Origin of the sequence: Saccharopolyspora elongata, from assembly GCF_004348985.1 — a bacterium.
Classification (GTDB): Bacteria; Actinomycetota; Actinomycetes; order Mycobacteriales; family Pseudonocardiaceae; genus Saccharopolyspora; species Saccharopolyspora elongata.
On record NZ_SMKW01000002.1, the window covers coordinates 1 to 25,890 of the forward strand.

The following is a 25,890-nucleotide window of genomic DNA, read 5'->3' on the forward strand; positions in this document are numbered from 1 at the left end:
CGACTACAAGGAGATGCAGGAAATTGCGTAGCCATTTGGGCCTGCTTGAGCCGGGTGCGGTGAAAGTCGCACGCCCGGTTCTGAGGGGGGACTCTGCGCCGAGAGGTCAGGGTCCTACCCGACACACCTCGCCGTTCGGCGACGACTTCCGGCTCGTGGAGGTCTTCCGCAGGCTGGGGGTGCAGGTCGCGCAGCTGACCTACAACATCCAGAACCTGGTCGGCGGCGCCTGCTACGACCCGCACGACTCGGGCCTGACGAGGTTCGGTCGGCACGTCGTGGCCGAGATGAACCGGGTCGGCATGATGGTCGACCTGTCTCACGTCGGCGACCGGACCTGCCTGGACGCCATCGACGCGTCCGCGGTGCCGGTGTCGATCACGCACTCGAACCCGGGGTGGTTCTTCGACAACCCCAGGAACAAGCCGGCCGAGGTGATCCGGGCGCTCGCCGACCGGGGCGGCGTGATCGGCTGCTGCCTGTACCCGAACGTGATCGGCGGCGAGCGCACCACCCGCGATCAGTTCTGCGCCATGGTCGCGCGGCTGGTGGACGAGATCGGCCCGGAGCACGTCGCCGTCGGCAGCGACTGCACGCAGAACTGGTCCGAGGAGTTCGTGGCGTGGCTGCGCAACGGGCGCTGGCAGCCGCCGGAAGCCAATCCGGTCGTGCCGAAATGGCCCGAGTGGCCGGAGTGGTTCTCGGGGCCCGCCGACTTCCCGGTGCTCGCCGAGGGCCTGTTCGACGCGGGGCTGGACGAGAAGGCGGTCCGGGGCGTGCTCGGCGAGAACTGGATGCGGCTGTTCGCCGACGTCCTCGTCCCGGAGTCGGACCGATGATCCGGGTGAGCACGCGCGAAGTGCGGGAAGTGGCCCTCCGCGCCATGCGCGCTGCGGGCACGTCCGCAGGGGAGGCCGCCGCCGTGGCGGACCTCGTGCTGCGGGCCGAGGTCCAGGGGTGGGGCGGTCTCGCGGCCCTGCGGCAGGAGATCGACGGCGGGGCGGGCTCGGCGGCCGCGACCGCAGCCGTCCAGGACGGCGTGCTGGTCGTCGATGCCGATCCGCGCCGCGGGCCGTTGCGGCTCGGTGTCTCGGCATTCGACCTGGTAGCGGCGCGAGTGCACCGGGAGCAGCGAGCCGGCGTGTTCGTCCGGGGGCTTGGCTTCCAGCAGGCATTCGTCTGCCTCGCACTGGAACTCGTCGAGCGGGTCGGCGCAACGGCGGTGCTCGCCGAATTCGACGGCGGCGGAGCGGCGACCGCCGTTGTTGTCTGCACCGCCGACGGTTGCGCCCGAGCAGCCGACCCCGCGGAGCTCGATCACCACCTCCCGGCCGGGGCGGTCATGTCCGGCGGCCTCTACGTCTCGAGCGTGCGCGGCGGCGAACGGGCGGGACTCCGGTGGCCGGTCATCTCCACGACGGACCAGCGCGAGCGCAACCGCGTGGACGCGATCAACAACGGACGCCGCGTCGAGGCGGGCGACTGGGCGGCGGCGCACCGCGCTTCCCAGGGCTTCCTCATCGCGGAACCGGCGAAGTGAGGACGAGAATGACAACGCTGCACCCCCATCCCGACGGAGCCGAGCGCCCCTACGCCGCCGCGGCGGTCCACCAGGGCGTGATCTACGCGTGCGGTCAACTTCCCCGGGCGGAGGACGGGAGCACGCCCGAGGACATGGCCGACAAGGTCGAGCTCGCGCTCGACAACCTCCAACGCGTCCTCGAACCGGCCGGCGGCGGGCTCCATTCCTTGCTGAAGATGACGGTGTTCCTGGCCGACCTCGACGAGTTCGACGCGTACAACGACGCCTACCTGAAGCGCTTCGCCGGACTCCGGCTCCCGCCCCGCACGACCGTCGAGGTGGCGCGCTTCCGTGGCCGCACGAGGATCGAGATCGACGCGATCGCCGCGGTCGCCGACCGCTGAGGATTCCCCTTTTCCGAGAACGACCCGCATTCGGCGGCCGGTGCGGCATGCCCGGATGCGGCGCAACCCGACCACTTCCAACGAACGGAGAGCCGATGTCTGCTCATGCCACCACCAGAGGGGTGTCGCTGGACGACGCGAAGCTGAGCGGCTTCCACAAGCGGCTGGCCCTGTTCTCCTCGGGCGGGCCCTTCCTCGACGGGTACATCCTCAGCATCATCGGCATCGCGATGGTCCAGATCGAGCCGCAGTGGCAGATGAGTCCACTGTGGTCGGGGTTGATCGGCTCGTCCGCGCTGATCGGGATCTTCCTCGGCGGCATGGTCTTCGGGCCGATCACCGACCGGATCGGCCGCAAGCTGATGTACACGCTGGACCTGGCGGTGATCATCGTCTGTTCGGTGCTGCAGTTCTTCGTGACCAACGACGTCGAGCTGTTCGTGCTCCGCCTGCTCATCGGCATCGCCGTCGGCGCCGACTACCCGATCGCGACGACGCTCGTGGCCGAGTTCGTGCCCCGGGACTGGCGCGGCAAGCTGCTCGGCGGGCTCAACGCCATGTGGTTCGTCGGGGCGACGGTCGCGGCGTTCGTGGGCTACGCCCTGCTCGCGATGGACGACGGGTGGCGGTGGATGCTGCTGTCGTCGGCGATCCCGGCGGCCGTGATCCTGCTGGCGCGGGCCAGCATCCCGGAGTCGCCGAGATGGCTGGTCAGCAAGCAGCGCTACGCGGAGGCGCGCGCGGTGCTGCACAAGGCGCTCGGGCCCGGCGCCACCCTCGCCGACGTCGAGGACAAGCCGCAGCCGGTCTCGATGCGCGCGTTGCTGCGGAAGGGATACCTCGGGCGCGTCGTGTTCATCTCGGTCTTCTGGACGGCCACGACGGTCACCCTCTTCGCGATCTACGCCTTCGGCCCGCAGATCCTCCAGCTGTTCCACCTCGACAGCGGGAACGCGGCGAACCTCGGGTCCGGCGTCATCAACTTCTTCTTCCTGGTGGGCAACGTGGTGGCCCTCCTGCTGGTCGACCGGATGGGGCGCCGGCCGGTGCTGATCGGTGGTTTCGCGGTGTCCGCCCTGGGCCTGGCGTACCTGGCCGCGTTCCCGGAATCCGGGCTCTGGGCGGTCGCCATCGCCTTCGCCGTCTACGCCGTGTTCAACGGCGGGCCCTCGATCCTCGAGTGGATCTACCCGAACGAGCTGTTCCCGACCGAGGTCCGCGCGACGGCGGTCGGGCTGTGCACGGGGATCAGCCGGATCGGCGCGGCCGTGGGCACCTTCGCGACGCCGTGGGCGCTGGCCAACCTCGGCATCGGCGCGACGATGTGGATCGCCACCGGCATCGCGCTGGTCGGCGCCGTGATCGGGGTGTTCATGGCGCCGGAGACCAAGGGCGTGGACCTCGACGTCGCCGGGGCGCTGCAGCGCTGACGCGGCCGATGTCCGGATCGGGCAAGGGCATGTCCGCGAGCGGGAAGACCGGGTGCTGCCGGGGGCGGTTCACTGCCCGGGTAACCCAGCGCCGACCTTGTGGAGCGGACATGCCCGACGAACCCACCACGGAGTTCTGGAAGGACCTCAAGCCGATCGAGAACTCGTTCAAGCCCGACGCGCAGCCCGAGGTGTACCTGTCGCAGGTCGCCACCGACGACGACCGCTACTACGCGCCGTTCTCCGACACCGTCGGGTCCCGGCCGCTGTGGATCAACGTGAAGGATAACTCGTGGTCGGACATCCTGCGCGCCAAGCGGGCGGGCCTGGTCAACCGCCACTACCACCCGCACGAGGTGTTCGCCTACACGGTCTCCGGGAAGTGGGGCTACCTGGAGCGCCCGTGGACGGCCTCGGCCGGTGACTTCGTCTACGAGGCGCCGGGGGAGGGGCACACGCTCGTCGCCTACGAGAGCGAGGAGCCGATGAAGGCGCTGTTCATCGTCAAGGGCCCGTTGATCTGGCTCGACGAGAACGGCAACACCGTCGGCTACTTCGACGTGCACGACTACATCGACCTGGTGCGCAAGCACTACGACGCCGTGGGCATCGGGGCGGACTACGTCAACTCACTGTTCCGCTGACGGGTCCCGCGATGAAACCCGGCCCGCCGTTACCCACCGGGGCGCTGGCGACGGCGCTGGGGCTGGTCATGGGCGTCGGCGAGCTGTGCGGCGGGTTCCTCGGGCCGCTGGTCGCCGGGTGGGCGTCGGACGCCTGGGGCCTGCAGACCGCGATGTTCATCGCCGCGGGAGCCGCCGCCGGCGTGCGACATCCGGGTGTCCGATGTGGACGCCCGCCCGCCGGGCACGGGGGAGGTGACCATCGATCCACAAGCGACGGCCGCGGTGCTGGCCCGGATTCCGTCCGGGTCCGGATGCAGCGACAGCAAGTTCTCTACCAGGGCAAAGATATCGAGGTCATCGTCTCGCAGCACGCGCTCAGGCACCCGGTAGCGGCACCGGATGCGATGCTGGGCCAGCTCGACCGTCTCATGTCGGCTGTGGACATTCCCGGGCTGAAGTTCGGTGTGCTGCCGGATTTCCGGCGCCTGCCCAACATCACGATGAATGGTTTCACCATGCTCGACGACGTGGTGCAGGTGGAGCAGGTCTCGGCCGAGCTCACCATCGAGGACCCCGAGCAGGTCGCCATCTACCACCGGCTCATGGACCGGCTGTGGCAAGTCGCGTGTGAAGGTGACGAGGCGCGGGCCATCTTGCGGAAGCTCGCCGTCGAGTACCGGCATCAGGCCGAAGGGTGACGTCCTGGTCGAAGCACGTCGCGTCAGCCGTTCCGTGGTGGGAAATGCCGAAACCACAACAGGTTTCGCACGTCCATACCGCATGGTCGTAGCCGACACCGCCAAACCCGCACGAACGTGTCTTTCCGGCGCCGTTGTCGTCTCCCGTTGTGGCATCGGACGAGATCGCCGTGGTTCTGCGGGCTCAGGTGTGGAGGTGGGCGGGGTGGCCCGTCATCCGCTCGACTTCGTCTTCCGCCGTTCTCAGCAGGCGGCGGGCCAGGTCGAACAGCGCTCGCGCCGCCGCTAGTTCGTCGCCGATCTCCGGCACGCTGCGGTCTTGCGGGTTTCGCCGTGCCGCGCCCTTGCCGTGGAGTTCCCCGGCCGCCGGTACTCGCAGGCGCGCTTCGGCGTGTGTGTGGTCGATGTCCTCGTCGAGGTAGACGTCGACCGTCCAGTGCTTCGTCGCGGCCATTGCTGTTCGCCTCCAACACCGCAGCATCGCGGAGCCTTCGCGCGGGATGCCAGAGCCCATTGGCACCGCTTCGCGGGTCGTGCATCGCCGCCGTCGTCGCGGAACGTCGTGCCGGTTTTTCCCGGCCTGGTGGCCGGGGTGCGTCGTGTTGGGTTCACGTCATTGTCGGGGTAACCCGGTGGCTTGCGGAATCCGAGCGGAGGAGGCTGCGATGAACGAGCGGGCATGGGAGCGCGCGGGGGCGGCGAGCGGTCTGGTGGCGGCGGTGTTGCTGCTGGCCAGCTTGTTCCTCAACCCGACCGCCCCGACCGGGGACGAGCCGGTCCTGACCTTCTTCTACGTCGCCGGGAATCGGGCCACGGTGGTGCTGGCCGCGCTGCTGGCGACGCTGGCGGCGGTGGTGTTCTTGTGGTTCGTCGGGCACCTGAGGCACCTGTTGCAGCGCGCCGAAGGCGGCGCGGAGGCGTTCTCGCCGGTCGTGTTCGCCGCAGGGGTGGTGCTGTCGACGATGACGATGCTGAGCATGCTCCCGGTGACCGCTCTGGCGTCGATGAGCCGGGACATCTCGACCGCGAGCGGGTCGGCGGTGTTCGTGCTCTCCGAGCTGCACCGGCTCGCGCTCGGGCCGCTCGGGCTGCTGGTCGCGCTGTTCGCCGCGACCACCGGCGCCGCGATGGTGCGCCGAGAGGTGCTCGGGCCCTGGGTCGGCTGGTTCGGGTTCGCGGTGGCCGCGATCGGGCTGATCGCCGGGGTCACGGCCTTCTACGCGTCCGGTCCGTTCGTCACGATCGCGGCCATGGTCACCGGCATCGTGTTCGCGGTGTGGATCGGTGACGCCGCGGTGCTGATGCTGTACCGGCCGGAGGTCGACCGCGTCGAGGTGCCGGGCACGGCGTTCGCGCACTGACCGCCGAACGCGTCAGCCACCCACCCGGGGCCGGGTGGGCGGCTCGTTCCTGGCCTGGCAGTGCGGGCAGTACGCGGTCGTCTCCGTGACCGCGCGCATGTCGTGCTTGCGCCGGTACATGTCCCGGTCGGCTTCGTGCAGGAGCGCGTTTGGACGGGTCGCCGGGTCGGTCGTGGTGGCCAGCCCGACGCTGGCCCGGATCCGCAGGAGGCCGTGCGGCGTGTCGCATTCGGCCCGGAGGCGCCGGGCGACGCGGTCGCGGAACTCCGCGGCGGCCCGGACATCGGGAACCCGGCTGACGACGGCGAATTCGTCGCCGCCGATCCGGCACACGGTGTCGGCCGGGCCCGCCGCGTTGAGCAGTTCGTCGGCGGCGGTCATGAGGAGCCGGTCGCCTGCGGCGTGCCCGTAGGTGTCGTTGACGGGCTTCAGCTCGTCGAGGTCGGCGACGAGCACCGCGACCACGCCGCCGTGCCGGTCGAGGTCCGCGAGGACGTGTGCCAGGCGGTCGTCGAGCAGGGCGCGGTTGGCTAGCCCGGTCAGCGGGTCGTGCAGCGCCAGGTGGGCGAGGTGGACGTCGGAGGAGCCGCGCTCGCCGAGCTCCTCGCACTGGCTGACCAGGTACGCCGGGCGGTCGTCGGCGCCGGGGACCACGCTGGTCCGGATCAGCACCCAGATCGGATGGCCGTTCTTGTGCCGGTAGCGCTTCTTCCGGCTGACCGTGGTCAGCCGGCCCGCCGCCAGGTCCGCCAGCGCCGCCGCGGCATGATCGTGGTCCTGCGCGTAGGTGACGTCGGAGCTGTGCATTTCGAGCATTTCGCGCCTGCTGTACCCGAGGAGCTCGCACCACGCCTCGTTGACGTCGGTCCAGCGGCCGTCGTGGTCCAGCAGCGCCATGCCGGTGGGGGCGTTGGCGAACACGCGGCTCCACAGGGGGCCGGTCTCCGGGCGGTCCTCGATCTCGTGGAACTGCGAGAGGAAGAGCCCCGGCTCGCTTCCGCCGCCGTGGATCGGCGATGTGCATTGGAGCATCCGCACGGTGCCGCCGTCGGAACGCCTGAATCGCCGTTCGGCCGTTCCTGGTCCAGTGGTGCTTCGCAGATCGACCTCATCCGCGGTGAAGCCGTCGAGCGGGTATCCGACGAGGCCGGCCCGGTCGTATCCGAGCGCGCGGCAGAGCGCGTCGTTGGCGTGCACGCAGCGGCCGCTCGCGTCGAGCAGCGCCATCGGGGTAGTGGCGCTGTCGAGCAGCGGCAGCCATTGCTCGGTCGGTTCTTGATCGGGGGTGGTTCGCATCAGGCTTCCGGGGAGGAGGGCTGCCGGTGTGCGGCTTCTGGACGGCAGCTGCGCGCGTACCCGGCGAACTCGGGGGCACCTCCGCTCCCCGGGCCGCCGAGGGGGCGTCCGATGCCTGGCGGTCCGGGGAACGGGGTGATTCGGTTGGCCTGTAGGGGACGAGCGGAGCGGGGCATACCGGCCTCGAACGTCGGGGGACGGGAACGATGCCGTCCACCTTGCGCGAGAACCGCGGACCCGGCGGCGTTGGAATTACCGACTTCCATACCTAAATTCACGCCCGAGCCGATGCGCACTCGCGGATTTTTCATCGCAAGACCGGCAACAGCGGCCCCGCCCGGAACTTCCGCCACCAACCGGACGGCCCGCGGATTTACGCTTGACGGGCTTGCACCGTCGAAACAGCCGGGCCGGTAATGGTTTTCCGAATGCTAGCGCAATTCCCGGTCCGGTGCCGAATTTCTCGTGGGGGTCGGCAATGCTGATCGAAATGGGCGCAAACAGGGTCATCAGCAGGAAAACCGGAAGAACGAGGGGAGTGCTGCTGAGCGTGCTGCTCGGTGTGCTCGCACTGGTGGCGACCGTCTGCACCAGTGCGTCGGCCGCCGCGGCACCGCCGGCGCCGGCCGGGCCGGGGGGCGGCGGATCGCACCTGGTGATCGTCAAGATGGTCGACTACAAGCTGTTGCAGCCGGCCTTCCTGCAGCCGGGGCGCTACACGTTCCGGGCCATCAACGAGGGGCGCATGCCGCACGCCCTGGAGATCAGCGGCCCCGGCGTCGCGAACGCGAGCACGCCGGTGGTGCAGTCGGGCCAGGCCGCCGACCTCACCGTGGATCTGCGTCGCGGGCTCTACGACTTCTGGTGCCCGGTCGGCAACCACCGGCAGATGGGGATGCAGCTGGACGTCTACGTCGGATGAACCGGCACGGCCCGGGTTCCGCAGCGGACCCGGGCCGACCGCCGCTAGAGAGCGTTTGAAATTGGTGCGGGTGGCGGAACCTCAAAAACACGACCTAAGTGCGCGAATCCGCTAGAGCGGCGCTGGAGAGGACCCGGCGGAGTTCCCGGCGCGAACCGATGGCGAGCTTGGTGAACACCTTGCGCAGGTGCCATTCCACGGTGCGCGGGCTGAGGAAAAGTTGGGCGCCGATCTCCGGGTTGGTGTGACCATCGCGGGCCAGCCGGGCGATCTGCGCCTCCTGGGCGGTGAGCACGACCAGCGTCTGCGGCGTGGCCCGGTGCACGGTTTCGCCGGTGGCCAGGAGTTCCCGGCGGGCGCGTTCGGCGAACGCCTCGGTGCCGATGCGGCCGAACATCTCGTGCGCGGTGCGCAGCTGTTCGCGCGCCTCCAGGCGCCGGTTCTCCCGGCGCAGCCACTCGCCGTGCAGGAGGTGGGTCCTGGCGAGGTGCACGGCGGCGCGGCTGCGGGCCAGCCGCTCGACGGCCTCGCGGTAGAGCTTCTCGGCCTCCTCACCCGTGCTCAGCAGCGCCAGCGAGCGAGCCTCGATCCCGGAAGCCCAGTTCGTGCCGCAAGCTCTCGTTCGCTCGTGGAGCCGCCGGAAGGCGTCCTCGGCGACCTCGCGCCGGCCGCTTCGCACGCCCGCCTCGACCAGTTCGCCCAGCGCCCACCAGTAGACGCTCAGCTGGTCGTTCCGGCAGGCCCGCTCGGCGGCGGCCGCCGCCGTCTCGTACTTGCCGAGGCCGTTGTCCAGCACTGCGGTCGCGTAGTCGGCCATCGTGATCGCCCGTCCCTCGCCCCGGGCGTCCGCATCCCGCGTGCTGGTCTCGATCAGCTCCAGCGCCTGGGCTTCGCGGCCGCGGGTCGCGGCGAGCGTCATCTCGGCGTACCGGTGTGGCGCGTTGCCGGACGTCTGGGCGATCGCATCGGCCTCGTCGAGCATTTCCGACGCCACGTCGAGCTCGCCGGCGTGCACGTGCTCCCCGGCGCGGTAGCTGAGCGCGGTGGCGAGCGTGGTGAGCGCGCCCGTGTCGCGCGCCCGGCGGAGGCCGCGGGCGGCGAGCTCGCGCCACGCCTCGTCGTCGCCCAGGTCGGTCGCGACGCGGCAGGCCAGCCCGATCCAGCGGGCGTCGTCGGTCCCGGCCGTGCCGCTGCGGCGGAACGCCCGCACCGCGCGCTGGAGCGTCGGAACGCCGGAGGCGAAGCCGTCGGTGAACCGCGCCGCCAGCCCGTCCAGCAGGAGGTCGATCGGCCGCTGCGGTGCGCGCCGGGCGGCTTCGGTCGCCCGCAGCGCCTCGTTGCAGTTGCCGACGCGACCCGTGAAGATCGCCGCTTCGAGCGCTTCGAGGTACGTTTCGCGCGACAGCGCGACATCGAGCGGTTCGAGGCGTTCGGCGGCTCGCAGCAGCAGCGGTGGGGCGTCGCGGCCCCGGTTCACCGCGAGCGCGATCTCGGCGCGCAACAGGTCGGCCCTGGCGTGCTGGAGCTCGTCGAGCGGTGCTGCTTCGGCGATGGCCAGCAGTCCCAGCGAGGCATCGGGCGCCCCGGCATCCAGCTTCTGCTGGGCGGCCGCCAGGGCGCGCGCACCCCGGCGCGCCGGATCGGGCGTCAGCTCGGTCGCTTTCGCGAGGAAGGCGGCCGCCGCCGCGATCCCGCCCCGGCAGTGCGCCCGGTCGGCCGACCGTTCCAGTTCGCCGGCCACCACCTCGTCCGAGCCGCGGGCCGCGCGGGCGCGGTGCCACGCGCGCCGATCGGGATCCACCTCCGGGTCGGTGGCCTCGCCCAGCGCGCGATGCACCCGCTGGCGCTCGTCCGGCGACGCCGTCCGGTAGACCACGGAGCGCACCAGCGGATGCCGGAACCGCACCCGGCCGCCGATCTCGATCAATCCGGCGGCCTCGGCCGGGCCGGCCGCAGCGGCCGACAGCCCGAGCCCGGCGACGGCCCGCCAGAGCAGGCCGGCGTCGCCCGACGGGTCGGCCGCAGCGGTCAGCAGCAACCGCTGGGTATCGCCGGGCACCGCCCGGATCCGGCGGGTGAAGCACTGTTCGAGGCAGCCCGAAACGGGTCCGGGGTTGGGCAGCCCGAACCCGCCGGCGAGCTCGGCCGGGGTGAACACGCGCGGCAACTCCAGCAGCGCCAGCGGGTTTCCGCGGGTTTCCGCGATGATCCGGTCCCGCACCTGCTCGTCGAGCCGCCCGTGCATCACCGAGGCCAGCAGCTGGGCGGCGTCGGCGGAACCGAGGCCGTTGACGGAGAGCTCCGGGAGGTCCGCCAGGTCGTGGTCGTCGTTGGGCTCGCGCACGGCGAACACCACCGCGACCGGTTCGGCCAGCAGGCGGCGCGCCGCGAACGACATGGCCTGAACCGAGGCCCGGTCGAGCCACTGCGCGTCGTCGACGAGGCAGACCAGTGGCCGCTCCGCGGCGGCTTCCGAAAGCAGCGTCAGGACGGCCAGACCCACCATGAAGCGATCCGGGACGCCGCCTTCGTGCAGGCCGAACGCGACGCGCAGCGCGTCCCGCTGCGGCTCCGGGAGCCGGTCCAGGCGGTCGAGCATCGGCGCGCACAACTGGTGCAGACCGGCGAAGGCGAGCTCCATTTCGGACTCCACGCCCACGACGTGGGCGAGGCGACAACCCGACGCGCGCTCTCGGACGTAGTCCAGCAACGCCGTCTTGCCGGCACCGGGCTCGCCGCGGAGCACCAGCGCGGAACTCTGCCCCGTCCGGACTCTCGCCAGCATGCGATCCAGCAACTCGCACTCGCGGTCCCGGCCACGCAGCCCGGCCCCAGCACGGCCGGAAATAGCCATATTCCGATGGTAGGGGCGGCGACCCCTCGATGGGCAACTCCGGCGGACACCCGCGGAAAAGCGGGCGCGGCCAGGGAGCGGGCCCGGGTGTTCCACTGGCGCATTCGGTGCGCGGCCGGAGAAAACTCGGTGGTGTCCGGGGGTTTCGAAGCCGCGAACACGGCGGAGAAGTACGGGCTAGGGACTAAAGTAACGGAACCAGGGGAAATCTCCATGCGCACAGCGGTTGGGGCGTTGGCCGGTCTAGCTTTGGTCGCGCCTTTGGCACTGGGAGTTGCCGATGTCGGAACGGCTGCCGCGAGCGGCGCGTCGAGCGTCGTAGCGGCGGAGCGCCCGGCCTCGACAGCGGGGCACTTCCACGCCGAGAAGGACAACAACAAGGACAAGAAGAGCAAGGGGAACAACGCCAACGGCGAGACCGAAAGCAGTGAAGGCAGCACCAGCAGCCGGAGCAGCAGCGGAAGCAGCAGCAACTCAGGCGTCGCCGGGCAAACCACGCTACCGGTGGCGCCCGTCAGGTGACCTCGGCTACTCACAGATCGATCCACCGGTGACCGCGTTTCGGCGCACCAACAGCAGCGCCGAACGCGGGGAGCACGGCAAGTGGTCCGGGTCGCCCGGCCGAACAGGTGCGCCGCCGCCGTGGGGGAGCGCATTCGGCCGGGCGTGCCGCGGGGCGGCGTCACCCGGATCCGAGCAGCTGCTCCGTGATGGCTGCGAGGCGGGCCGCCGCGGCGGGGGAGAACAGGTCGTCCCGGATGCCGATCCTGGCGTGCGTGCCGAACGCGCTGAGCGGTTCGGCGGGCGGGGCGTCGAGGAGCCCGGCGATCGGTGGCACCACTTCGGTCGCCGGTTTCGCGGTGGCCTTCTGCTGTTCGACGAACCGGGCCGTCGGCGCGTCGAACTCGCCGGCGAAGCTCGTCGACGTCGGTCCCGGCTGGAACAGCACGTACCGCACGGGCCCGTCGCCGTGGCGCCGCGCGAAGTCGACGCCGAGCAGGTCGTTGTAGCGCCCCGTCGCGAACATCGCCCGCACGCCGTCGTAGTTCTCGTTCTGCAGATCGGCCCAGTCGATCGGGATGTCCTGGCCGGGGCCGGCGACGTTGATGATGACCGGGCGGTCGCCCTTCGCCAGCGCGCCGATCATGCCGTGGCTCAACAGGAACCGGCTCAGGTAGAAGAGCGCGAAGTTGTGCTCGAACCCTTCCGGCGTCACCTTCCGGCGCGTCTGGAAGAAGCGCGCGCACAGCACGAGCCCGTCGAGCTCCGGGTGCTTTTCGGTCAGTTCGCGGATGATCCGCCGGTTCTCGGCCACCGAGCTGAGATCCGCCCGCGCGAACGAGGCCGTTCCGGGCGAATCGGCCGCCTCGCGGAGCAGGCGGTCGCCCTTGCTCGGGTCGGTGCCGATCACCCCGGCGTGGTCGCCGCGGGAGTACAGCGCACGTGCCACGGCGGCACCGATTCCGTCCGTGCCGCCGGTGATCACGAATGTCCTGGTCAAGGTCGTCTCCATGGGATGGTTGGTCACGCGTGTCCGGCGACGGGTGCGGTTTCGGTCGTCGGGGCGGTCGGTGCGGGGCGTCCGGGCAGGATCCTGGCCGCGGCGGAGATGACCACGCCGGCGCCCACCAGCCACCAGAAGGTCGTGCGGAACGCCGCTTCCGGCGGCGCGGAGACCGTCGCGCTCTGCAGCACCAGGGTCAGCAGCGTGATCCCGAGGGCACCGCCGATCTGGTGCACGATGAACAGCGCTCCGGTCGCGCGGGAGGCCGAGGCGGGCGGCACGGTCCGGTAGACCGAACCCATGGTCGCGGACGCGACGACGCCGAGCCCGAACCCGACGACGACCAGCCCGAGCGTGGCGACGACGCCGTTGGATCCGAGCGCGTACGGCAGGAATCCCGGGATGAGGAGCAGGCCGCCGGCCGTGGCCGGCACGCGGGCCCCGGTCCGGTCGGAGAGCCTCCCGGCCGTCGGTTGCGCGACGACGGCGCCGAGCCCGAACGGGGCGAGCAGCAGGCCCGCCGCCATCACGCCCTGCCCGCCGACCTGCTGGAAGTGCAGCGGGAGCAGGAAGACCGTCCCGAACATGATCGCGCCGATCAGGAAGAGCACGGACACGCTGGCGGCGAAACCGCCGCTGCGGAACAGCCGCAGGTCGATCAGCGGTTCGCGCCGGGTGGTCAGCGCGTGGGCGGCGTAGCCGGCGATGAGCAGGGCGCCGAGGGCGCCGGCGATCAGCACCGGGACCGTGACGCCCTCGACGGCGTTCGCCAGCGAGTACATCAGCGCGGCGAAGCCGGGCGGCAGTAGCAGCACGCCGAGGACGTCCAGGCGCTTGGCCGCTTGGCCGGTGGTCGCGTCGTCGGCCGGCATCAGGCGAACGGCGAGCACGATCGCCAGCGCCCCGACCGGGACCTTGACCAGGAAGATCCACTGCCAGGGAAGCGCCTGCAGCAGCAGGCCGCCGAGGACGGGGCCGATCACCGGTCCCATCGTCATCGGGGCCGCGGCGAGGCCGAGCACCCGGCCGACGCGCTGCTGGCCGGCCGCGCCGGCGAGCGTGGCGAGCATGACCGGTTCGAGCAGGCCGCCGCCGAGGCCGGTCAGCAGCCGCGTCGCGATCAGGCTCGGCGCGTCCCAGGCCAGGCAGGAGGCGACCGATCCGAGCACGAAGACCGACAGCCCGGCGAGCCAGGTGCGGCGGGCGCCGAACCGGTCGATCGCCCAGCCGGACAGCGGCGCGGTGACCGAGACGGCGAGCAGGTAGGCGGTGGTCACCCACTGGATCGCGGCCAGCGTCGAGCCGAATTCGCGGACCAGCGTGTCGATTCCGACGCCGGTCATGGTCGTGTCCAGCAGGGCCAGGAACGCGCCGAGGGTCATGGTGACCAGCAACTTGCGGAGCGCGGAATCCAGTGGTTCTGAGCGAGCAGCCATGTCCGTTCCCAGGTGGTATCTAACATTGAACTAGTGAGTTCAATTTAGCGATCACATGAGTACATGTGCAACGGGGGTGGCTGCGATCCGGGCGCGGGTTCCCGCGAGGTGGGACGTGGCGGCTCATCCGGCTTCCAGTTGACTTTGCCGCCCGGCCGACGAGACTGGTGACGTGGTCAAGACGCTGCACCCGCAGAACTACGGCGACGCCTACGACGTCGGTGATTACTTCCGCAAGGGCGTGCCGGTGGTGATGGACCTGACGAGCCTGCCCAAGGCGGAAGCGGTGCGGCTCGTCGACTTCGCCGCGGGCATGGTCGTCGGGCGCGGCGGCTCCATGGACCGGGTCGCGCCGCGGGTCTTCCTGCTGACGCCGCCGGGGGTGTCAGCCGAGGACGCCCAGCCGGAACCGGCGAAAGCCCCGTCCTGACCGGGAATCGGCCGGGCAGGAAAACCCGTGCGCGCTTTGTGCTGCTACAGCGGCTGCTTCTGAACCCGTTGGCGCAGTGGTGAGCCGTCGTTGGCTGGTGTGGAGTCAACGGCCTGTTTGCCTCGGTAGGTGAGGTGAACGGTCCGTTCGCTGCAGTCGTCCGGCGTCGGCGGGGATTGGCTGGTGTGGAGTGAACGGCCTGTTTGCCTCGGTAGGTGAGGTGAACGGTCCGTTCGCCTCACCACTTCGAAGCCGCCAGCCGATCTGCCACGCCGCCGCGCCGCCACATCAAAAAAGCCTGCTACAGCAACAAAAAAGCGCACGGAGTAGAGGTGCTGGGCGGGGTGAGCTCACCCGCGATGGTCGGCGGGCCAGCGGGCGCCGTTCTCCCAGTAGGCGCGGATGCTCTCCAGGGGCTGGCCCTTGGTCTCGGGGGCGAAGCGGAACACGAACGCCCAGGCGATCGCCGCGAGCAGCACGAAGATGGCGAACGTGGTGGCGCCGCCGAGGCCGTCCATCAGCGGCAGGAAGAACTGGGCGACGATCAGGTTCGCCACCAGGTCCGCGGTCAGCATCAGCGACGCGCCGAAGGCGCGCAGCCGCGCGGGGAAGCTCTCCGAGGCGAACACCCAGACCAGCGAACCGAAACCGAAGTTGAATCCGGCGGTGAACACCAGGATCGCCGCGAAACCCCACCACGATCCGCCACCGCCCAGCGATCCGGTGGCGAACACCAGGATCATCGCGACCCCGGCGGCCATCATCGCCGCGATGCCGCCGAGCAGGATCGGGCGCCGCCCGGCGCGGTCCACGACGAACAGCGATCCGATGGTCGCCAGCAGCGCCGCCGCCTGCACCATCGCGGGCAGCCCGAGCACGGTGGCGTTGCCCTGGAAACCCATCTGCTTGAAGATCATCGGGCTGTAGTAGGTGATCGCGTTGATCCCGGTGATCTGCACGAGGAAGCCGAGGACCAGCACGAACATCGTCGCGCCGGAGTAGGGGCGGCGGAACATCTCGCCGAACCGGCCGCCGTGCCGGGCCGAGATGTCGGCGCGGATCTCGGCGAGCTCCCGCTCGACGTCGGCGCTCGGGTCGACCAGCCGCAGGGTCCGGCGCGCCTCGTCGTGCCGGCCCTTGAGCACGTACCAGCGCGCGGTGTCGGGCAGCCGCACGAGCAGGAAGACCACCAGCACGGACGGGATCGCGGACAGCGCGAGCATCAGCCGCCAGTTCCCCGACGCGGCCAGGCTCCAGTCGACCAGGTAGGCGGCGAGGATGCCGGCCACGGTGGCGACCTGGTAGCCGACGACCAGCGCGCCGCGGATCGCCGCCGGCGCGGATTCGGCGAGGAAGATCGGCGCCACCACCAGCGACAACCCGATGCTGACGCCGAGGAAGAACCGCGCGACGTCGAGCCAGAGGATGTCGGAGACCAGCCCGGACCAGGCGGCGAACACCGCGTAGCCGAGCACCACGACGATCATCGTCGGCTTCCGGCCGATCGCGGTGGCCAGCTTCCCGGCGAGCAGCGCGCCGACGATGTTGCCCGCCACCAGCACCGTGGTCACGCTGCCCTGCAGCGCGGGGGACAGGCGCATCTCCTCGGTGATGAACAGCAGCGCGCCGGAGACGTTGCCGATGTCGTAGCCGTAGATGACGCCGATGGTCGCGGCGGCGATCGCGATCCGCCGGGCCGTTGCCGAGGCGGCGCCCAGCGAGGGGGAGGCTCCGGACATGGCACCCTCCTTGGTGCGGTGAGGTTGGTGGACGTCCAGGTGCTTGCGGGGTCGACGACGCCGGGCCGCGAACCAGGGACCTCCGTCAGCGGTCGAGCACGACGGAGCGGCTGAGGTGCCGCGGCGCGTCCGGGTCGAGGCCGCGGCGCCGCGCGAGCCGGACGGCGAGCAACTGGGCGCGGACCAGGTCGGCCATCGGGTCGATGGCGTGCCGGACGAACGTCGCGCCGGTGCGCCGCACGTCGGCTTCCAGGTCCGTCAGCGCCGCGCCGAGCAGCCACGTCACGCGCCCCGGTTCGGCGATGCTGATCGGCCCGTGCCGGTACTCCAGCGCCGGATAGGACTCGGCCCAGATCCCCGTCGCCTCGCGGAACTTCAGCGCCGCCTCGTGCGCGAGCCCGACTGTCCAGCCCGTGCCGAGGAACGTGAACTGGTTCGCCTCCAACAGGTTCGGCAGCCGCTCGCGGAGCACGGCCTCTGCTTGGTCGGCGGCGCCGGCCAGGGATTGCCCGAGATGCGTGCGCAACAATGCGAGAGTGCTGGTGGCGAAACGGGTTTGCACCACCGAGCGTTCGTCGCAGAACGACAGGTCCACAACCTCGTCGGCGACGTCGCGCACCGCGTCGGGCGTCGCCGTGAGCACCGTGGTGGGCACTTTTCCGCGCAGCGAAGCCAGGAGCTGCCGGACCTCCGTCGTCGTGCCGGAGCGCGTGATGGCCAGCACCCGGTCGTAGCGGCGGCCGGCCGGCATCTCCGACGCGGGGAACGCGTCGGTCACGCCCAGCCCGGACGCCTCCCGGAGCGCCGCGAAGGACTGCGCGACGAACCACGAAGTCCCGCAGCCGATCGCCGCGACCAGCTCGCCGGCCCGCGGCAACTCTTCCTGCACCGAGTCGGCCAGCACGGCCGCCCGGCGCCAGCACTCCGGTTGGCTGGTGATCTCGGCGTGCACGAACGACTGCGCCATCGCGCGCTCCTCCGAAGGGCGTCGGCGAGTGAAACAGTCATCAGGCTAAGTGCGTGAAAATGATTGATCAATGCTCTATTCGAGCATCATTGATCAGTCAGGCGACCAGGACGCTGGTCCCGGCGGCGTCGAAGGCCTGCCGGACCTCGTCGTCGACACCGGAGTTGGTGATCAGCGTGTCGATCGCGTCGCCCGCGCAGATCTGCGCGAACGCGCGGCGCCCCAGCTTCGAGCTGTCGGCGACCACGACGACGCGCGCCGCGCGCGAAGCCATCAGCCGGTTGATGCTCGCCTCGCCCTCGTGGTGCGCGTAGGCGCCGAGCTCGCTGTCGATCGCGTCGACGCCCAGGAACAGCAGGTCGAGGGTGATCTCCTGCAGGATGTGCGTGGCCAGCGGCCCGGTGAGCTCGAAGGACTGCTGCCGGGCCACGCCGCCGGTGACCACGATCTTGATGTGCGGCCGGACCACCAGCTCGTTGGCGATGTTCAACGCGTTGGTGACCACGGTCAGCCCCGGATCGCCGCGCTCGCTGAGGTCCGGCCGGGTGGCCAGGCAGCGCGCGACCTCGGTCGTGGTGGTGCCGCCGTTGAGCCCGATCACCATGCCGGGCTGGACCAGTCGCGCCGCCGCCGCGCTGATCCGCTGCTTCTCCGGCGCGTGCCGGGCGGCCTTGTGCCGCAGCGGCAGGTCGTAGGCGACGTTGGTGGCCACCGCGCCGCCGCGGGTGCGGGCGAGCAGCTGCTGGTCCGCGAGGTGGTCGAGGTCGCGGCGGATGGTCGCGGCGGAAACGTCCAGCTCGGCGGCCAGTTCCTCGACGTCGGCGCGTTCGCGCCGGCCGACGATGTCCAGGAGTTTGCTCAGCCGTTCGTGCCGGTTCACAGCCATTCCTTTCGCGCGGCCCCGACGAAAAGTACTACAAGGCCTGTCGCGCCTCGGGCGCTTCGGGGCAGCCGAACGGATCATCGCCGAACCGCCCGTGCGTCGGTACTGCTTCGAGGGCATGTGTGCAATTCTGCGCGGAACATTGTTTCATCACGCACTTTCATGCAGGAGGAGACCGATGGTCGACCGCACTCCTCTTTCCCGGCGGACCCTGCTGCGAACCGGTGCGGTGGCCGGAGCCGGGCTCGGGCTCGCCGACCTGGCGGCCGGATCCGCCGCAGCGCAGCAGGCCTGGCCCGCGGCCAAGGGAGATTCCATGATGGGCGTGCCCTTCGAGCCGCTCGACACCGTCCGCGTCGGGATCATCGGCCTGGGCAACCGCGGCGCGAGCATGCTGCCGCTGTTCCTGGAGCTCGAAGGCGTCGCGATCACCGCGCTGTGCGACGCGAACCCCGACGCCGTGAACCGCGCGGCCAAGGCCGTGGTCGACGCGGGGCGCCCGGAACCGGCCAAGCACGGCGGCGGGGACCACGACTTCGAGGCCCTGTGCGCCCGCGACGACGTCGACTTCGTCTACATCGCCACCCCGTGGGAATGGCACACGCCGATGGCGGTCATGGCGATGCGCAACGGCAAGCACGTCGGCGTGGAATGCCCGGCCGGCGTGACCACCGCCGAGCTGTGGGAACTCGTCGACACCTCCGAGCAGACCCGGCGGCACTGCATCCAGCTGGAGAACTGCTGCTACGGGCAGAACGAGCTGCGCGTGCTGCGGATGGCGCACGACGGCATGTTCGGCGACCTGCTCTACGGCGCCGGCGCCTACCTCCACGACCTGCGGGAACTGCTGTTCTCCAAGACCTACTACGCGAAGCAGTGGCGCCGCGCGTGGCACACCAAGGTCAACGGCGACCTGTACCCGACGCACGGGCTCGGCCCGGTCGCGGCGTACCTCGACGTCAACCGCGGCGACCGGCTGACGCGGATCACCTCCATGAGCACCCCGGCGCTCGGGCTTGCCGCCTACCGGCAGGAGCACCTGCCCGCGGACGACCCGGCGTGGCAGGAGCCCTACGTCAAGGGCGACGCGACCATGAGCCTGATCCAGACCGAGGCGGGCCGCGTCATCCACCTCGTGCACGACGTGTCCAACGGCCGGCCCTACAGCCGGCTCAACCAGCTGCAGGGCACCAAGGGCGTGTTCGAGGACTACCCGCCGCGGATCTACCTGGAGCCGACCGGAAATCCGCACGAGTGGGGCAGCTGGGACGACTACGCGGGCCACGACCACTGGCTGTGGAAGGACGTCGGCCCGGGCCCGGGCGGGCACGGCGGCATGGACTACCTGATGCTCTACCGGCTCGCGCAGACCATGCGCCTAGGGCTGCCGCCGGACATCGACGTCTACGACTCGGCGACCTGGAGCGCGCCGTTCGTGCTCAGCGCGGAGTCGATCGCCGGCGGCAGCTCCGCGGTCGACTTCCCGGACTTCACCCGCGGCCGGTGGGACACCCCGCACCCCGGGACCGATTCCGCCAAGCCCTGACGTTCAGGGCATTTGCGAGGATCGGTGCGTGGCACCAGAACTCGCGCCGTGGGACCCGGCTGGACCGGCCGAGGTGCAACGCCTCTTCTCGCGGCAGCCCGCGCCCTGGTGGGTGGCCGGCGGGTACGCGGTCGAACTCGCAGCGGGGCGCAGGCTGCGCGAGCACGGGGACATCGACGTGCTGCTGCTACGCCGCGACCAGCTCGCCGTCCAGCAGGCCCTGGCGGGCTGGGAGTGGTGGGCGGCGGACCCGCCCGGAACGCTTCGGCCCTGGCGCCGCGACGAGCGGCTGCCCGCCGGCGTGCACGACATCTGGTGCCGGCGGAGCGCGAGTTCGCCCTGGCGCATCCAGGTGATGCTGGACGAATCGGCCGGCGACGAGTGGGGGTCGAGACGAGCGCGGCACCTCCGCCGGCCCATCGCCGAGATCGGCGGCCGGACCGCGGACGGGATCCCGTTCCTGGCGCCCGAGATCCAGCTGTTCTACAAGGCGGCGAACCCGCGCCCGAAGGACGAGTTCGACTTCGCGGCGGTGCTCCCGAGCCTCGACGCGGCGCAGCGGCGCTGGCTCGCCGACGCGATCGCGACGACCTGCGGAGCCCATCCGTGGCTGCCCGCGCTCGTCCCCGCCGACGCCCCGCGCGATCCCGGCTGACGCCCGGGTCCGGCGCTGAGCCGCACAGGGCGAGCCGAGCCTCGACCTGCGGTGATCGACGCGCGACGGCTCGGTCCTGCCGGGGCCAGGACGCCGCCGGGTAGCATCGGGCTCCGGCCACCCACGGGGTGGCCGGAGCGCGAAACCTCCCGCCGGCCAGCGGAATCCCGGCCGGCTTTCGCGCTGCGAGCACAGTGGACGGAAGTTCGGGGGCCGGGTGGCGCAAGGGCACCGCGCGCAGGTGGAGCGGGCGGCGGAACAGGGCGTTCGGTTCGAGCACCTGCTGGACGAGCACGCGCAGGTGCTGCACCTGCTCGACGACACGGCCGCGCTGCGCGGGCTCGCGCAGCGGGTGCGAGAGGAATGCGGCGCGCACATCGGCCTGGCCGGGCCGGTCGAGGCCGACCGCCTACTGGTGCTGCGGCAGTGGAACGGCACCTGCGCCACCGGCCTGCACGACCTGCGCGTTCCGATGGGCCTCGGGCTCGGCGGGCTGGGCTTCGCCGAGCTGCGGCCGGTGTGGGTCGACGACTACTGCGCGTCGGAGCTGATCACCCACGACTTCGACGGGCCGATCTCCGCCGACGGCATCAAGACCATGCTGGCGGTGCCGATGGTCCGGGCGGGCAAGGTGCACGGCGTGGTCTACGCGGCGATGCGCGAGATCACCGACTTCGGCGGCAGGCAGCTCGACGCCGCGGTGCACGTCGCCAACAGCGGGGGACTGGCGCTGCAGACGGCGTCGGCGGCGCGGCGCCAGCGCGAGGCGGCGGCCGCGGCCGAACGCCGCCGGATCGCCTCGGAGCTGCACGATTCGGTGGGAGCGCGGCTGTTCCGGATGGGCGCGGAGCTGCGCGACCTGCGGACGCACGCCGAAGGCGGCAGCAGCGAACTGCTGGACCGGTTGGTGTCGCTGGAGAACCAGCTCGCGGAGACCGCGTCCGCCTTCCGCGACTCGGTGCACGCCCTGGACCACGGCGAACCGGGCGGCGGCCTCGCCGAGGCATTGTCCCGGGACTGCGCGGCGTTCCAGCGCCGCACCGGCACGACGGCCCAGTCGGTCGAGGTCGGCGCGGTGCCGGACTGCGGGCCGCACCGCGCCCGGGTACTGCTCGCGGCCGCCCGCGAAGCGCTGCTCAACGTGGAGAAGCACGCCAACGCCCGCTCCGTGCTCATCAGCACGATCGCGCTGGACGACGAGATCACCATCTCGGTCGCCGACGACGGCAGCGGCTGGCCCGGCCGGGGCCAGGAGGGCAACGGCATTGGGCTGCGAGCCACCGCCGACCGGGTCGGCGAGGTCGGCGGCACGCTGTCGGTGGTGGCCAACGAGGACGGTGGGCTGACCGTGCGCATCCGGGTTCCGCTGACGTGAGCGAGGACATCCGCCTCGTCGTCGTCGACGACCACCCGGTGGTGCTCGACGGCGTTCGCCTGCTGCTGCGCGACGATCCGGCGATCCGCGTGGTCGGCGGCGCACCGGACGCCGCCTCGGCGGTGCGGCTGGTCGCCCGGGCCCGGCCGCACGTCGTCCTGCTGGACCTGCGGTTGCCGGACGCGGTGGCGAGCGAACTCGTCGCACCGCTGCGCCAGGCCGCGCCCGACGCGCGGATCGTGGTGTTCACGGCCTACCGCGACCACGCCGCGCTCCAGGCGACGCTCGACGCCGGTGTCGACGGATGCCTGCTCAAGGACGCCGGCGCGACGGACCTGGTGGCGGCGGTGCGCCAGGCGGTGAGTGGGGTCGCGATCTTCGATCCGCGCGTCGACGCCCGGGCGGCGCCCCGGATGCGCGCCCGGCTGCACGACACCGGGCTGACGCAACGCGAGTACGACGTGGTCCGGCACGCCGCCGCGGGACGGACCAACCCGGAGATCGCCGAGCAGCTCGGCCTCACCCGGCACACCGTCACCGGCTACCTGCGGAACGCGATGCGCAAGCTCAACGCCCGCAACCGGATCGAGCTGATAACCAAGGCCGCCCAGTCGGGCCTGCTGTAGCTCCTGTTCGAGCACCCGCCTGACACGCCGGTACATGTCGCGTCCCGGCGGAAGTGACGCCGTTTTCGCGCGAAAACGTCACCCGCACGCCTGGCGAACGCCGTTTTCGCGCGAAAACGTCACCTCAACCCGAACGGGGTTCGCCGGGAGCCCCGATTCGGGGGCGAAACCCCACAGGTGTGGGGGTCGGCTGTGCGTTCTGCGTCTCACCCATCGGCTCGATCGCGCGCCGGAACCGGCGTAGGAGCAGGTCAGGGGATTGCCGGTGCGAACGGTCGGCGTCGGGTCCCCGGTGCCGGCCTGGAAGGTGATCGCCATGGACAAGAAGTCGAACCTGCTGATCATCGTCGTCGCCGGGGTCATCGCCATCGGACTGCTGTTCGTGGCCGTGTCGGTGGGCTGAAAAAACGCCTGCACCCCCGGGCGCAGCCGGGAGTGCAGGCGTTCATCGGCAGGGCTCAGGCGTTGCCGGGCGGGGGCGCGCCGTACTGACCCGTGCCGTACTGGGTCGTTTCGGACGAGTCCGGGTCCGGCCAAGTCGCTTCGTACGGGTTCTTCCGGGTCGTCGCCGCTTCGGACGAGTTCGCCGGACGCGCCATCGGGCCGCCCGCCGCCATGTAGGGCGAGCCGCTCTGGGAACCCGCCCCGGCCGAGGCCGAGTAGGTCGAGCCGGACGAACCCGGGTTGGCCCCCACGGGATTGGCGGTGGCGTAACCGGCCGCTGCCAGGCGAGGCGAGCCGGCGAGCGACGAGGTCGCGCCGGCCGCGGCCGTGCCTGCCGCGGCCGAGTACGGCGATCCTTCGTACGCCGATCCCGGGATCGGCGAGCCCGACGGCAGGCCGGAGAGCCCGGACCGCGTGCTCTGGGCCGTCGTGCTCCTCGGCGAGCCGGTGCTCTGCTGGGCGAGCTCGCTGATCTGCACGATCTTGTCGGTCAGCGAGGCCACGGCCTTGGCCGTCGAATCGACGTGCTTCATCAGGTTCTGCGCGCTGGAGAGCAGGGTCTGCAGGTGCCCCATGATCCGGCCGCCGTACTCGACGGCGACCTGCACGGCCTGCGGGATCGCGGCCGCGATGCTCGCCCCGAAGGTCGCCTGTGCCGCGGCGATCGCCTGGTTCATGATCATGATGATCTTGCCGACGGCCTCGTTGACGAGGGTCGTGACCTCCTGGAGGGTCTTCGCGACCGCTTCGCCCGCGCCGGCCGCGGCTTCCGCCAGCGCGACCCCCGCCTGGCCGAGCCCGTTGATCCCGTCCACCAGCTCCGCGCCGGTCTTCAGGTATCCGGCCGCGGCCTCGCCCGACCAGCCGCTGGTCTCCGGCCCGGTCGACTGCCCGTACTCCGAGGCGATCGTCGAGACCGCTCGCCCGGCGTTCTGGAAGCCCTCCGCGCCCGAGGCGATCGAGCTCGGGTCGCCGGCCAGCTGCTGCAGCGGTTCGGCCAGGAACGACACCGATTCCGCAAGGAAGCCGAAGCCGGCACCGGCCAGGGCCGACAGCGGGTCGGACACCGAGCCGAGGACCTGCAGCCCGGCACCGGCCCCGCCGAAGTCACCGGTCTGCCAGTCCTTGTTCTGCACGGCCTGGATGGTCGACTTCAGGTCGTCGACGATCTGCGAGGCGTTCGACGGGTCCGGGCTCGCCGAGAAGTTGAGCTCCACGGTCATCGCGCGTCCCTCCCGAACAGCAAGCCGGCGTTGCGGTCGTCGGAGCGCTCGTAGCCCTTGGCGGTCTGCACCAGCGCCGAGCTCATCCCGTCCATGGCGGACGCGGCGCTCCCGATGGCCTCCCCGGCCTGGGTCATGGCGCCGCTGAGCCCGGCCGTGATGAACTGCACGAACGAGCCGAGCGCGTTCTCGGCCAGCGCGCCGGGCAGGCCCCCGGCGGCCGAGGACAGCCCGTCGGCGATGCCGGCGACCGTCTTGGCGTGCTCCCGGATCTGCCCGGGATCGACCTGGAATTCGCCTGGCGCGCTCATCGGACGATCACCTGCGGGTTCGCGAAGAAGTAGTCGTCGTCGTCCGGCGGCGGCGGGCCGGACGAGGCGTCGACACCGGCGGCCGGCGGCATGTTCTGCTTCACGAAGTCCAGCGCGGGACCGTCGCCGACGTAGTCGGTCATGATCTCGACCACCTGAGCGCCGACCGAGCGCTGCGCCTGCTGCGCGGTGGTCAGGATGAGCCGCGCGAGCTGCTCGGCCTCCAGCGCGCGAGCCGCCGGCGTCAGCCGGATGTCCTCCATCGCGCCGCTGGGCCCCACCTGCACGGTGACCTCGCCGCGCGGCGAAGACGCCGTGCCGCTCATCCGGCTCAGGCTTTCGCTGGCCGCGCGGGCGTTCGCCGCCGCCCGTGTGAGCTTCTTGTCGTAGTCAGCCAGCCACTGCGCTGGTGAATCCACGGTGTTTCCTCCGACTTCGTCCTGGAAGTTGCCTGCGCTCACCGCGGCCGGCGGGCGATCCCGGCCAGCTCGTCGAGCGCGAAGCGCAGGTCCTCGCTGCGCAACGGGTTGATGCTCACCCAGCCGTTGCGGGCCGGGTTGACCCGCAGCCGGCCGCGCGGACCGTCCAACCAGGACAGTTCGGTGCCGGCCCGGACGTTCTCGGCGCCGTCGCGCCGCGTCGCGCCGAGCTGGCCCCGGCCGGTCAGGGTCGGCAGCAGCCCGGTGAGCTGGTCGAGCACGTCGGGGTCGCCGCCGCAGTCGCGGACGAGCTCCCGCAGGAGGCGTTCCTTCGCCTCATCGTCCGCCGCGTCGCGGATCAGCTCCGCCGCGCTGCCGATCGCGCGCTCGGGCAACGAGATCGGCATCGCCCGGGCCGGGCCCAGGTCGGGCACCATCGGCCGCAGCGCGTCGCCCAGCGCGTTCGCCAGGACCCGCCTGATCCGCACCGGGCTGGCCGGGTCGCCGTCCAGCGGCTGCTCGCAGATCAGTGCCCACGACCGGTAGACCATCGCCACGACGGCGGTCGCGCCGTCGCCGTCGAACAGCACGAGATCGACCGTGCCCCGGTACTCGCGCAGCGCCGTGACCAGCTCGGCCGCGGCGCCGGCGGGCCCGTCCTCGTCGGCGAGCCCGCGTGCCTGGAGGGTCTGGCCCGCAGTGGCCAGCAGCACCTCCCGCTCGCCCTCGATCCGCCCGAACGCCGGCACGCGCAGCGGGAAGGGAAAGTGCACGCCGACGTGCGAGGCGAGCAGATCGAGCTCGATCTGTCCGAAGTGGATGGTTCCGTCGGTGGCCCCGCGCCGGGCGGTGCGCGTGGTCGCGGTCGTCATTCCGCGGCACCGCCCGTCCTGCGCAGCACCTGCGCGGTGTGGTCGTCGGAACTCACGTAGCGGGTGACGGTCTGGTGCAGCGCGTCGTGGAAGCCGTTCAGCTCGGTGTCGGCCGCGCTGATCTCGCCGGTGAGCCCGGACTGGCCGGCCGCCTCGCGCAGCCGCATCGCCAGGTGCATCGCCGGCGGCGCGGTACCGAGCATCGGCATCCGCTCGGCGAGCTGGCGCGCGGACGTCACCAGGCCGTTGGTCTGCTCGCCGAGGTTGGTGAGCGTTTTGACCTGGGCCGCCAGGTCCTGCGGCGAGACCTGGTAGCCGGGCCCGGGGTTCGCTTCGGAGGTCAAGGG

At 71.4% G+C, this 25,890-nt stretch carries 28 protein-coding genes; 15 read left to right on the forward strand and 13 right to left on the reverse strand.

The window, feature by feature from the left end; all coding sequences use genetic code 11:
- The first annotated feature begins 59 nt into the window (after positions 1-59).
- From E1288_RS01700 to E1288_RS47830, 6 genes are all read left to right on the forward strand, one after another.
- Positions 60-839 (forward strand): dipeptidase, encoded by a 780-nt coding sequence (locus E1288_RS01700; protein ID WP_268951783.1) that lies wholly within the window; start codon positions 60-62, stop codon positions 837-839.
- A gap of 5 nt (positions 840-844) precedes the next feature.
- Positions 845-1,540 carry a hypothetical protein gene (locus tag E1288_RS01705; protein ID WP_132479615.1) on the forward strand — a complete coding sequence of 232 codons (696 nt, stop codon included), beginning with the start codon at positions 845-847 and terminating at the stop codon, positions 1,538-1,540.
- A gap of 8 nt (positions 1,541-1,548) precedes the next feature.
- The gene (locus tag E1288_RS01710; RefSeq protein ID WP_132479618.1) at positions 1,549-1,926 is read left to right on the forward strand and encodes a RidA family protein; all 378 of its coding nucleotides are present in this window, start codon (positions 1,549-1,551) and stop codon (positions 1,924-1,926) included.
- A gap of 95 nt (positions 1,927-2,021) precedes the next feature.
- On the forward strand, positions 2,022-3,356 hold the full coding sequence (locus E1288_RS01715; protein WP_132479621.1) for an MFS transporter: 1,335 nt from the start codon (positions 2,022-2,024) through the stop codon (positions 3,354-3,356).
- A gap of 110 nt (positions 3,357-3,466) precedes the next feature.
- The gene (locus E1288_RS01720) at positions 3,467-4,000 is read left to right on the forward strand and encodes a 2,4'-dihydroxyacetophenone dioxygenase family protein (RefSeq protein WP_132479624.1); all 534 of its coding nucleotides are present in this window, start codon (positions 3,467-3,469) and stop codon (positions 3,998-4,000) included.
- Positions 4,001-4,011: 11 nt separating this feature from the next.
- Positions 4,012-4,680: a Scr1 family TA system antitoxin-like transcriptional regulator gene (locus tag E1288_RS47830; RefSeq protein WP_207954124.1), complete on the forward strand. Its 669-nt coding sequence runs from the start codon at positions 4,012-4,014 to the stop codon at positions 4,678-4,680.
- A gap of 184 nt (positions 4,681-4,864) precedes the next feature.
- Here E1288_RS47830 and E1288_RS01730 read toward each other — a convergent pair whose 3' ends face one another.
- The gene (locus E1288_RS01730) at positions 4,865-5,134 is read right to left on the reverse strand and encodes a DUF1876 domain-containing protein (protein WP_165967939.1); all 270 of its coding nucleotides are present in this window, start codon (positions 5,132-5,134) and stop codon (positions 4,865-4,867) included.
- 211 nt (positions 5,135-5,345) lie between these two features.
- Here E1288_RS01730 and E1288_RS01735 point away from each other — a divergent pair, with 211 nt between their 5' ends.
- Positions 5,346-6,041, forward strand: a complete 696-nt coding sequence (locus tag E1288_RS01735) for a hypothetical protein (RefSeq protein WP_132479629.1) — start codon at positions 5,346-5,348, stop codon at positions 6,039-6,041.
- A gap of 12 nt (positions 6,042-6,053) precedes the next feature.
- On the opposite strand, the gene E1288_RS01740 is transcribed toward E1288_RS01735, so the two are convergent.
- Positions 6,054-7,337 (reverse strand): sensor domain-containing diguanylate cyclase, encoded by a 1,284-nt coding sequence (locus tag E1288_RS01740; protein WP_132479632.1) that lies wholly within the window; start codon positions 7,335-7,337, stop codon positions 6,054-6,056.
- A 490-nt stretch (positions 7,338-7,827) separates the two neighbouring features.
- Between E1288_RS01740 and E1288_RS01745 the strand changes: the two genes are divergently transcribed.
- Positions 7,828-8,259 carry a cupredoxin domain-containing protein gene (locus tag E1288_RS01745; protein ID WP_235883272.1) on the forward strand — a complete coding sequence of 144 codons (432 nt, stop codon included), beginning with the start codon at positions 7,828-7,830 and terminating at the stop codon, positions 8,257-8,259.
- Positions 8,260-8,353: 94 nt separating this feature from the next.
- On the opposite strand, the gene E1288_RS01750 is transcribed toward E1288_RS01745, so the two are convergent.
- Positions 8,354-11,113: an ATP-binding protein gene (locus E1288_RS01750; RefSeq protein ID WP_132479635.1), complete on the reverse strand. Its 2,760-nt coding sequence runs from the start codon at positions 11,111-11,113 to the stop codon at positions 8,354-8,356.
- Positions 11,114-11,326: 213 nt separating this feature from the next.
- On the opposite strand from E1288_RS01750, the gene E1288_RS01755 reads away from it, so the two are divergent.
- Positions 11,327-11,635, forward strand: coding sequence for a hypothetical protein (locus tag E1288_RS01755; protein ID WP_132479638.1), 309 nt, complete (start codon positions 11,327-11,329; stop codon positions 11,633-11,635).
- 160 nt (positions 11,636-11,795) lie between these two features.
- On the opposite strand, the gene E1288_RS01760 is transcribed toward E1288_RS01755, so the two are convergent.
- Positions 11,796-12,614: an SDR family NAD(P)-dependent oxidoreductase gene (locus tag E1288_RS01760; protein ID WP_207954125.1), complete on the reverse strand. Its 819-nt coding sequence runs from the start codon at positions 12,612-12,614 to the stop codon at positions 11,796-11,798.
- Between the two features lie 23 nt (positions 12,615-12,637).
- Positions 12,638-14,053 (reverse strand): DHA2 family efflux MFS transporter permease subunit, encoded by a 1,416-nt coding sequence (locus E1288_RS01765; protein WP_132479644.1) that lies wholly within the window; start codon positions 14,051-14,053, stop codon positions 12,638-12,640.
- A 172-nt stretch (positions 14,054-14,225) separates the two neighbouring features.
- On the opposite strand from E1288_RS01765, the gene E1288_RS01770 reads away from it, so the two are divergent.
- Positions 14,226-14,483: a cell division protein SepF gene (locus tag E1288_RS01770; protein ID WP_132479647.1), complete on the forward strand. Its 258-nt coding sequence runs from the start codon at positions 14,226-14,228 to the stop codon at positions 14,481-14,483.
- Between the two features lie 350 nt (positions 14,484-14,833).
- On the opposite strand, the gene E1288_RS01775 is transcribed toward E1288_RS01770, so the two are convergent.
- From E1288_RS01775 to E1288_RS01785, 3 genes are all read right to left on the reverse strand, one after another.
- A complete protein-coding gene (locus E1288_RS01775; RefSeq protein ID WP_132479650.1) occupies positions 14,834-16,222 on the reverse strand; it encodes a sugar porter family MFS transporter in 1,389 nt (462 codons plus the stop codon).
- 85 nt (positions 16,223-16,307) lie between these two features.
- On the reverse strand, positions 16,308-17,189 hold the full coding sequence (locus E1288_RS01780; RefSeq protein ID WP_132479653.1) for an SIS domain-containing protein: 882 nt from the start codon (positions 17,187-17,189) through the stop codon (positions 16,308-16,310).
- 97 nt (positions 17,190-17,286) lie between these two features.
- Positions 17,287-18,069 carry a DeoR/GlpR family DNA-binding transcription regulator gene (locus tag E1288_RS01785; RefSeq protein ID WP_132479656.1) on the reverse strand — a complete coding sequence of 261 codons (783 nt, stop codon included), beginning with the start codon at positions 18,067-18,069 and terminating at the stop codon, positions 17,287-17,289.
- Positions 18,070-18,250: 181 nt separating this feature from the next.
- Here E1288_RS01785 and E1288_RS01790 point away from each other — a divergent pair, with 181 nt between their 5' ends.
- The 5 genes from E1288_RS01790 to E1288_RS46695 all read left to right on the forward strand — a co-directional run bounded on the left by E1288_RS01790 (position 18,251) and on the right by E1288_RS46695 (position 22,677).
- Positions 18,251-19,618, forward strand: coding sequence for a Gfo/Idh/MocA family protein (locus tag E1288_RS01790; protein WP_132479659.1), 1,368 nt, complete (start codon positions 18,251-18,253; stop codon positions 19,616-19,618).
- Positions 19,619-19,646: 28 nt separating this feature from the next.
- Positions 19,647-20,273, forward strand: a complete 627-nt coding sequence (locus E1288_RS01795) for a nucleotidyltransferase domain-containing protein (RefSeq protein ID WP_132479662.1) — start codon at positions 19,647-19,649, stop codon at positions 20,271-20,273.
- Between the two features lie 217 nt (positions 20,274-20,490).
- Positions 20,491-21,648: a GAF domain-containing sensor histidine kinase gene (locus E1288_RS01800; RefSeq protein ID WP_132479665.1), complete on the forward strand. Its 1,158-nt coding sequence runs from the start codon at positions 20,491-20,493 to the stop codon at positions 21,646-21,648.
- A complete protein-coding gene (locus E1288_RS01805) occupies positions 21,645-22,274 on the forward strand; it encodes a response regulator (protein WP_132479668.1) in 630 nt (209 codons plus the stop codon). Before E1288_RS01800 ends, E1288_RS01805 begins: the two co-directional genes overlap by 4 nt.
- Positions 22,275-22,539: 265 nt before the next feature.
- On the forward strand, positions 22,540-22,677 hold the full coding sequence (locus E1288_RS46695) for a hypothetical protein (protein ID WP_165967940.1): 138 nt from the start codon (positions 22,540-22,542) through the stop codon (positions 22,675-22,677).
- Positions 22,678-22,732: 55 nt separating this feature from the next.
- On the opposite strand, the gene E1288_RS01810 is transcribed toward E1288_RS46695, so the two are convergent.
- Genes E1288_RS01810 through E1288_RS01830 form a run of 5 tightly spaced genes read right to left on the reverse strand, consistent with a single transcriptional unit; the run spans position 22,733 to position 25,887 of the window.
- Positions 22,733-23,941 carry a hypothetical protein gene (locus tag E1288_RS01810; RefSeq protein WP_132479671.1) on the reverse strand — a complete coding sequence of 403 codons (1,209 nt, stop codon included), beginning with the start codon at positions 23,939-23,941 and terminating at the stop codon, positions 22,733-22,735.
- The gene (locus E1288_RS01815; RefSeq protein WP_132479674.1) at positions 23,938-24,252 is read right to left on the reverse strand and encodes a type VII secretion target; all 315 of its coding nucleotides are present in this window, start codon (positions 24,250-24,252) and stop codon (positions 23,938-23,940) included. The genes E1288_RS01810 and E1288_RS01815 overlap by 4 nt, the downstream gene beginning before the upstream one ends.
- Positions 24,249-24,671 carry a YbaB/EbfC family nucleoid-associated protein gene (locus tag E1288_RS01820; RefSeq protein ID WP_132479677.1) on the reverse strand — a complete coding sequence of 141 codons (423 nt, stop codon included), beginning with the start codon at positions 24,669-24,671 and terminating at the stop codon, positions 24,249-24,251. Before E1288_RS01820 ends, E1288_RS01815 begins: the two co-directional genes overlap by 4 nt.
- Before the next feature lie 38 nt (positions 24,672-24,709).
- Entirely contained in the window at positions 24,710-25,543 is an 834-nt protein-coding gene (locus tag E1288_RS01825; protein WP_132479680.1) for an ESX secretion-associated protein EspG, read from the reverse strand.
- The gene (locus tag E1288_RS01830; protein WP_132479683.1) at positions 25,540-25,887 is read right to left on the reverse strand and encodes a hypothetical protein; all 348 of its coding nucleotides are present in this window, start codon (positions 25,885-25,887) and stop codon (positions 25,540-25,542) included. The genes E1288_RS01825 and E1288_RS01830 overlap by 4 nt, the downstream gene beginning before the upstream one ends.
- Positions 25,888-25,890: the final 3 nt, after the last annotated feature.

Coding starts and splice junctions, on each gene's coding strand:
- E1288_RS01710 (WP_132479618.1), top strand. CDS start 1,549: ATGACAACGCTGCACCCCCATCCCGACGGAGCCGAGCGCCCCTACGCC.
- E1288_RS01715 (WP_132479621.1), top strand. CDS start 2,022: ATGTCTGCTCATGCCACCACCAGAGGGGTGTCGCTGGACGACGCGAAG.
- E1288_RS01720 (WP_132479624.1), top strand. CDS start 3,467: ATGCCCGACGAACCCACCACGGAGTTCTGGAAGGACCTCAAGCCGATC.
- E1288_RS47830 (WP_207954124.1), top strand. CDS start 4,012: ATGAAACCCGGCCCGCCGTTACCCACCGGGGCGCTGGCGACGGCGCTG.
- E1288_RS01730 (WP_165967939.1), bottom strand. CDS start 5,134: ATGGCCGCGACGAAGCACTGGACGGTCGACGTCTACCTCGACGAGGAC.
- E1288_RS01735 (WP_132479629.1), top strand. CDS start 5,346: ATGAACGAGCGGGCATGGGAGCGCGCGGGGGCGGCGAGCGGTCTGGTG.
- E1288_RS01740 (WP_132479632.1), bottom strand. CDS start 7,337: ATGCGAACCACCCCCGATCAAGAACCGACCGAGCAATGGCTGCCGCTG.
- E1288_RS01745 (WP_235883272.1), top strand. CDS start 7,828: ATGGGCGCAAACAGGGTCATCAGCAGGAAAACCGGAAGAACGAGGGGA.
- E1288_RS01750 (WP_132479635.1), bottom strand. CDS start 11,113: ATGGCTATTTCCGGCCGTGCTGGGGCCGGGCTGCGTGGCCGGGACCGC.
- E1288_RS01755 (WP_132479638.1), top strand. CDS start 11,327: ATGCGCACAGCGGTTGGGGCGTTGGCCGGTCTAGCTTTGGTCGCGCCT.
- E1288_RS01765 (WP_132479644.1), bottom strand. CDS start 14,053: ATGGCTGCTCGCTCAGAACCACTGGATTCCGCGCTCCGCAAGTTGCTG.
- E1288_RS01775 (WP_132479650.1), bottom strand. CDS start 16,222: ATGTCCGGAGCCTCCCCCTCGCTGGGCGCCGCCTCGGCAACGGCCCGG.
- E1288_RS01780 (WP_132479653.1), bottom strand. CDS start 17,189: ATGGCGCAGTCGTTCGTGCACGCCGAGATCACCAGCCAACCGGAGTGC.
- E1288_RS01790 (WP_132479659.1), top strand. CDS start 18,251: ATGGTCGACCGCACTCCTCTTTCCCGGCGGACCCTGCTGCGAACCGGT.
- E1288_RS01810 (WP_132479671.1), bottom strand. CDS start 23,941: ATGACCGTGGAGCTCAACTTCTCGGCGAGCCCGGACCCGTCGAACGCC.
- E1288_RS01815 (WP_132479674.1), bottom strand. CDS start 24,252: ATGAGCGCGCCAGGCGAATTCCAGGTCGATCCCGGGCAGATCCGGGAG.
- E1288_RS01825 (WP_132479680.1), bottom strand. CDS start 25,543: ATGACGACCGCGACCACGCGCACCGCCCGGCGCGGGGCCACCGACGGA.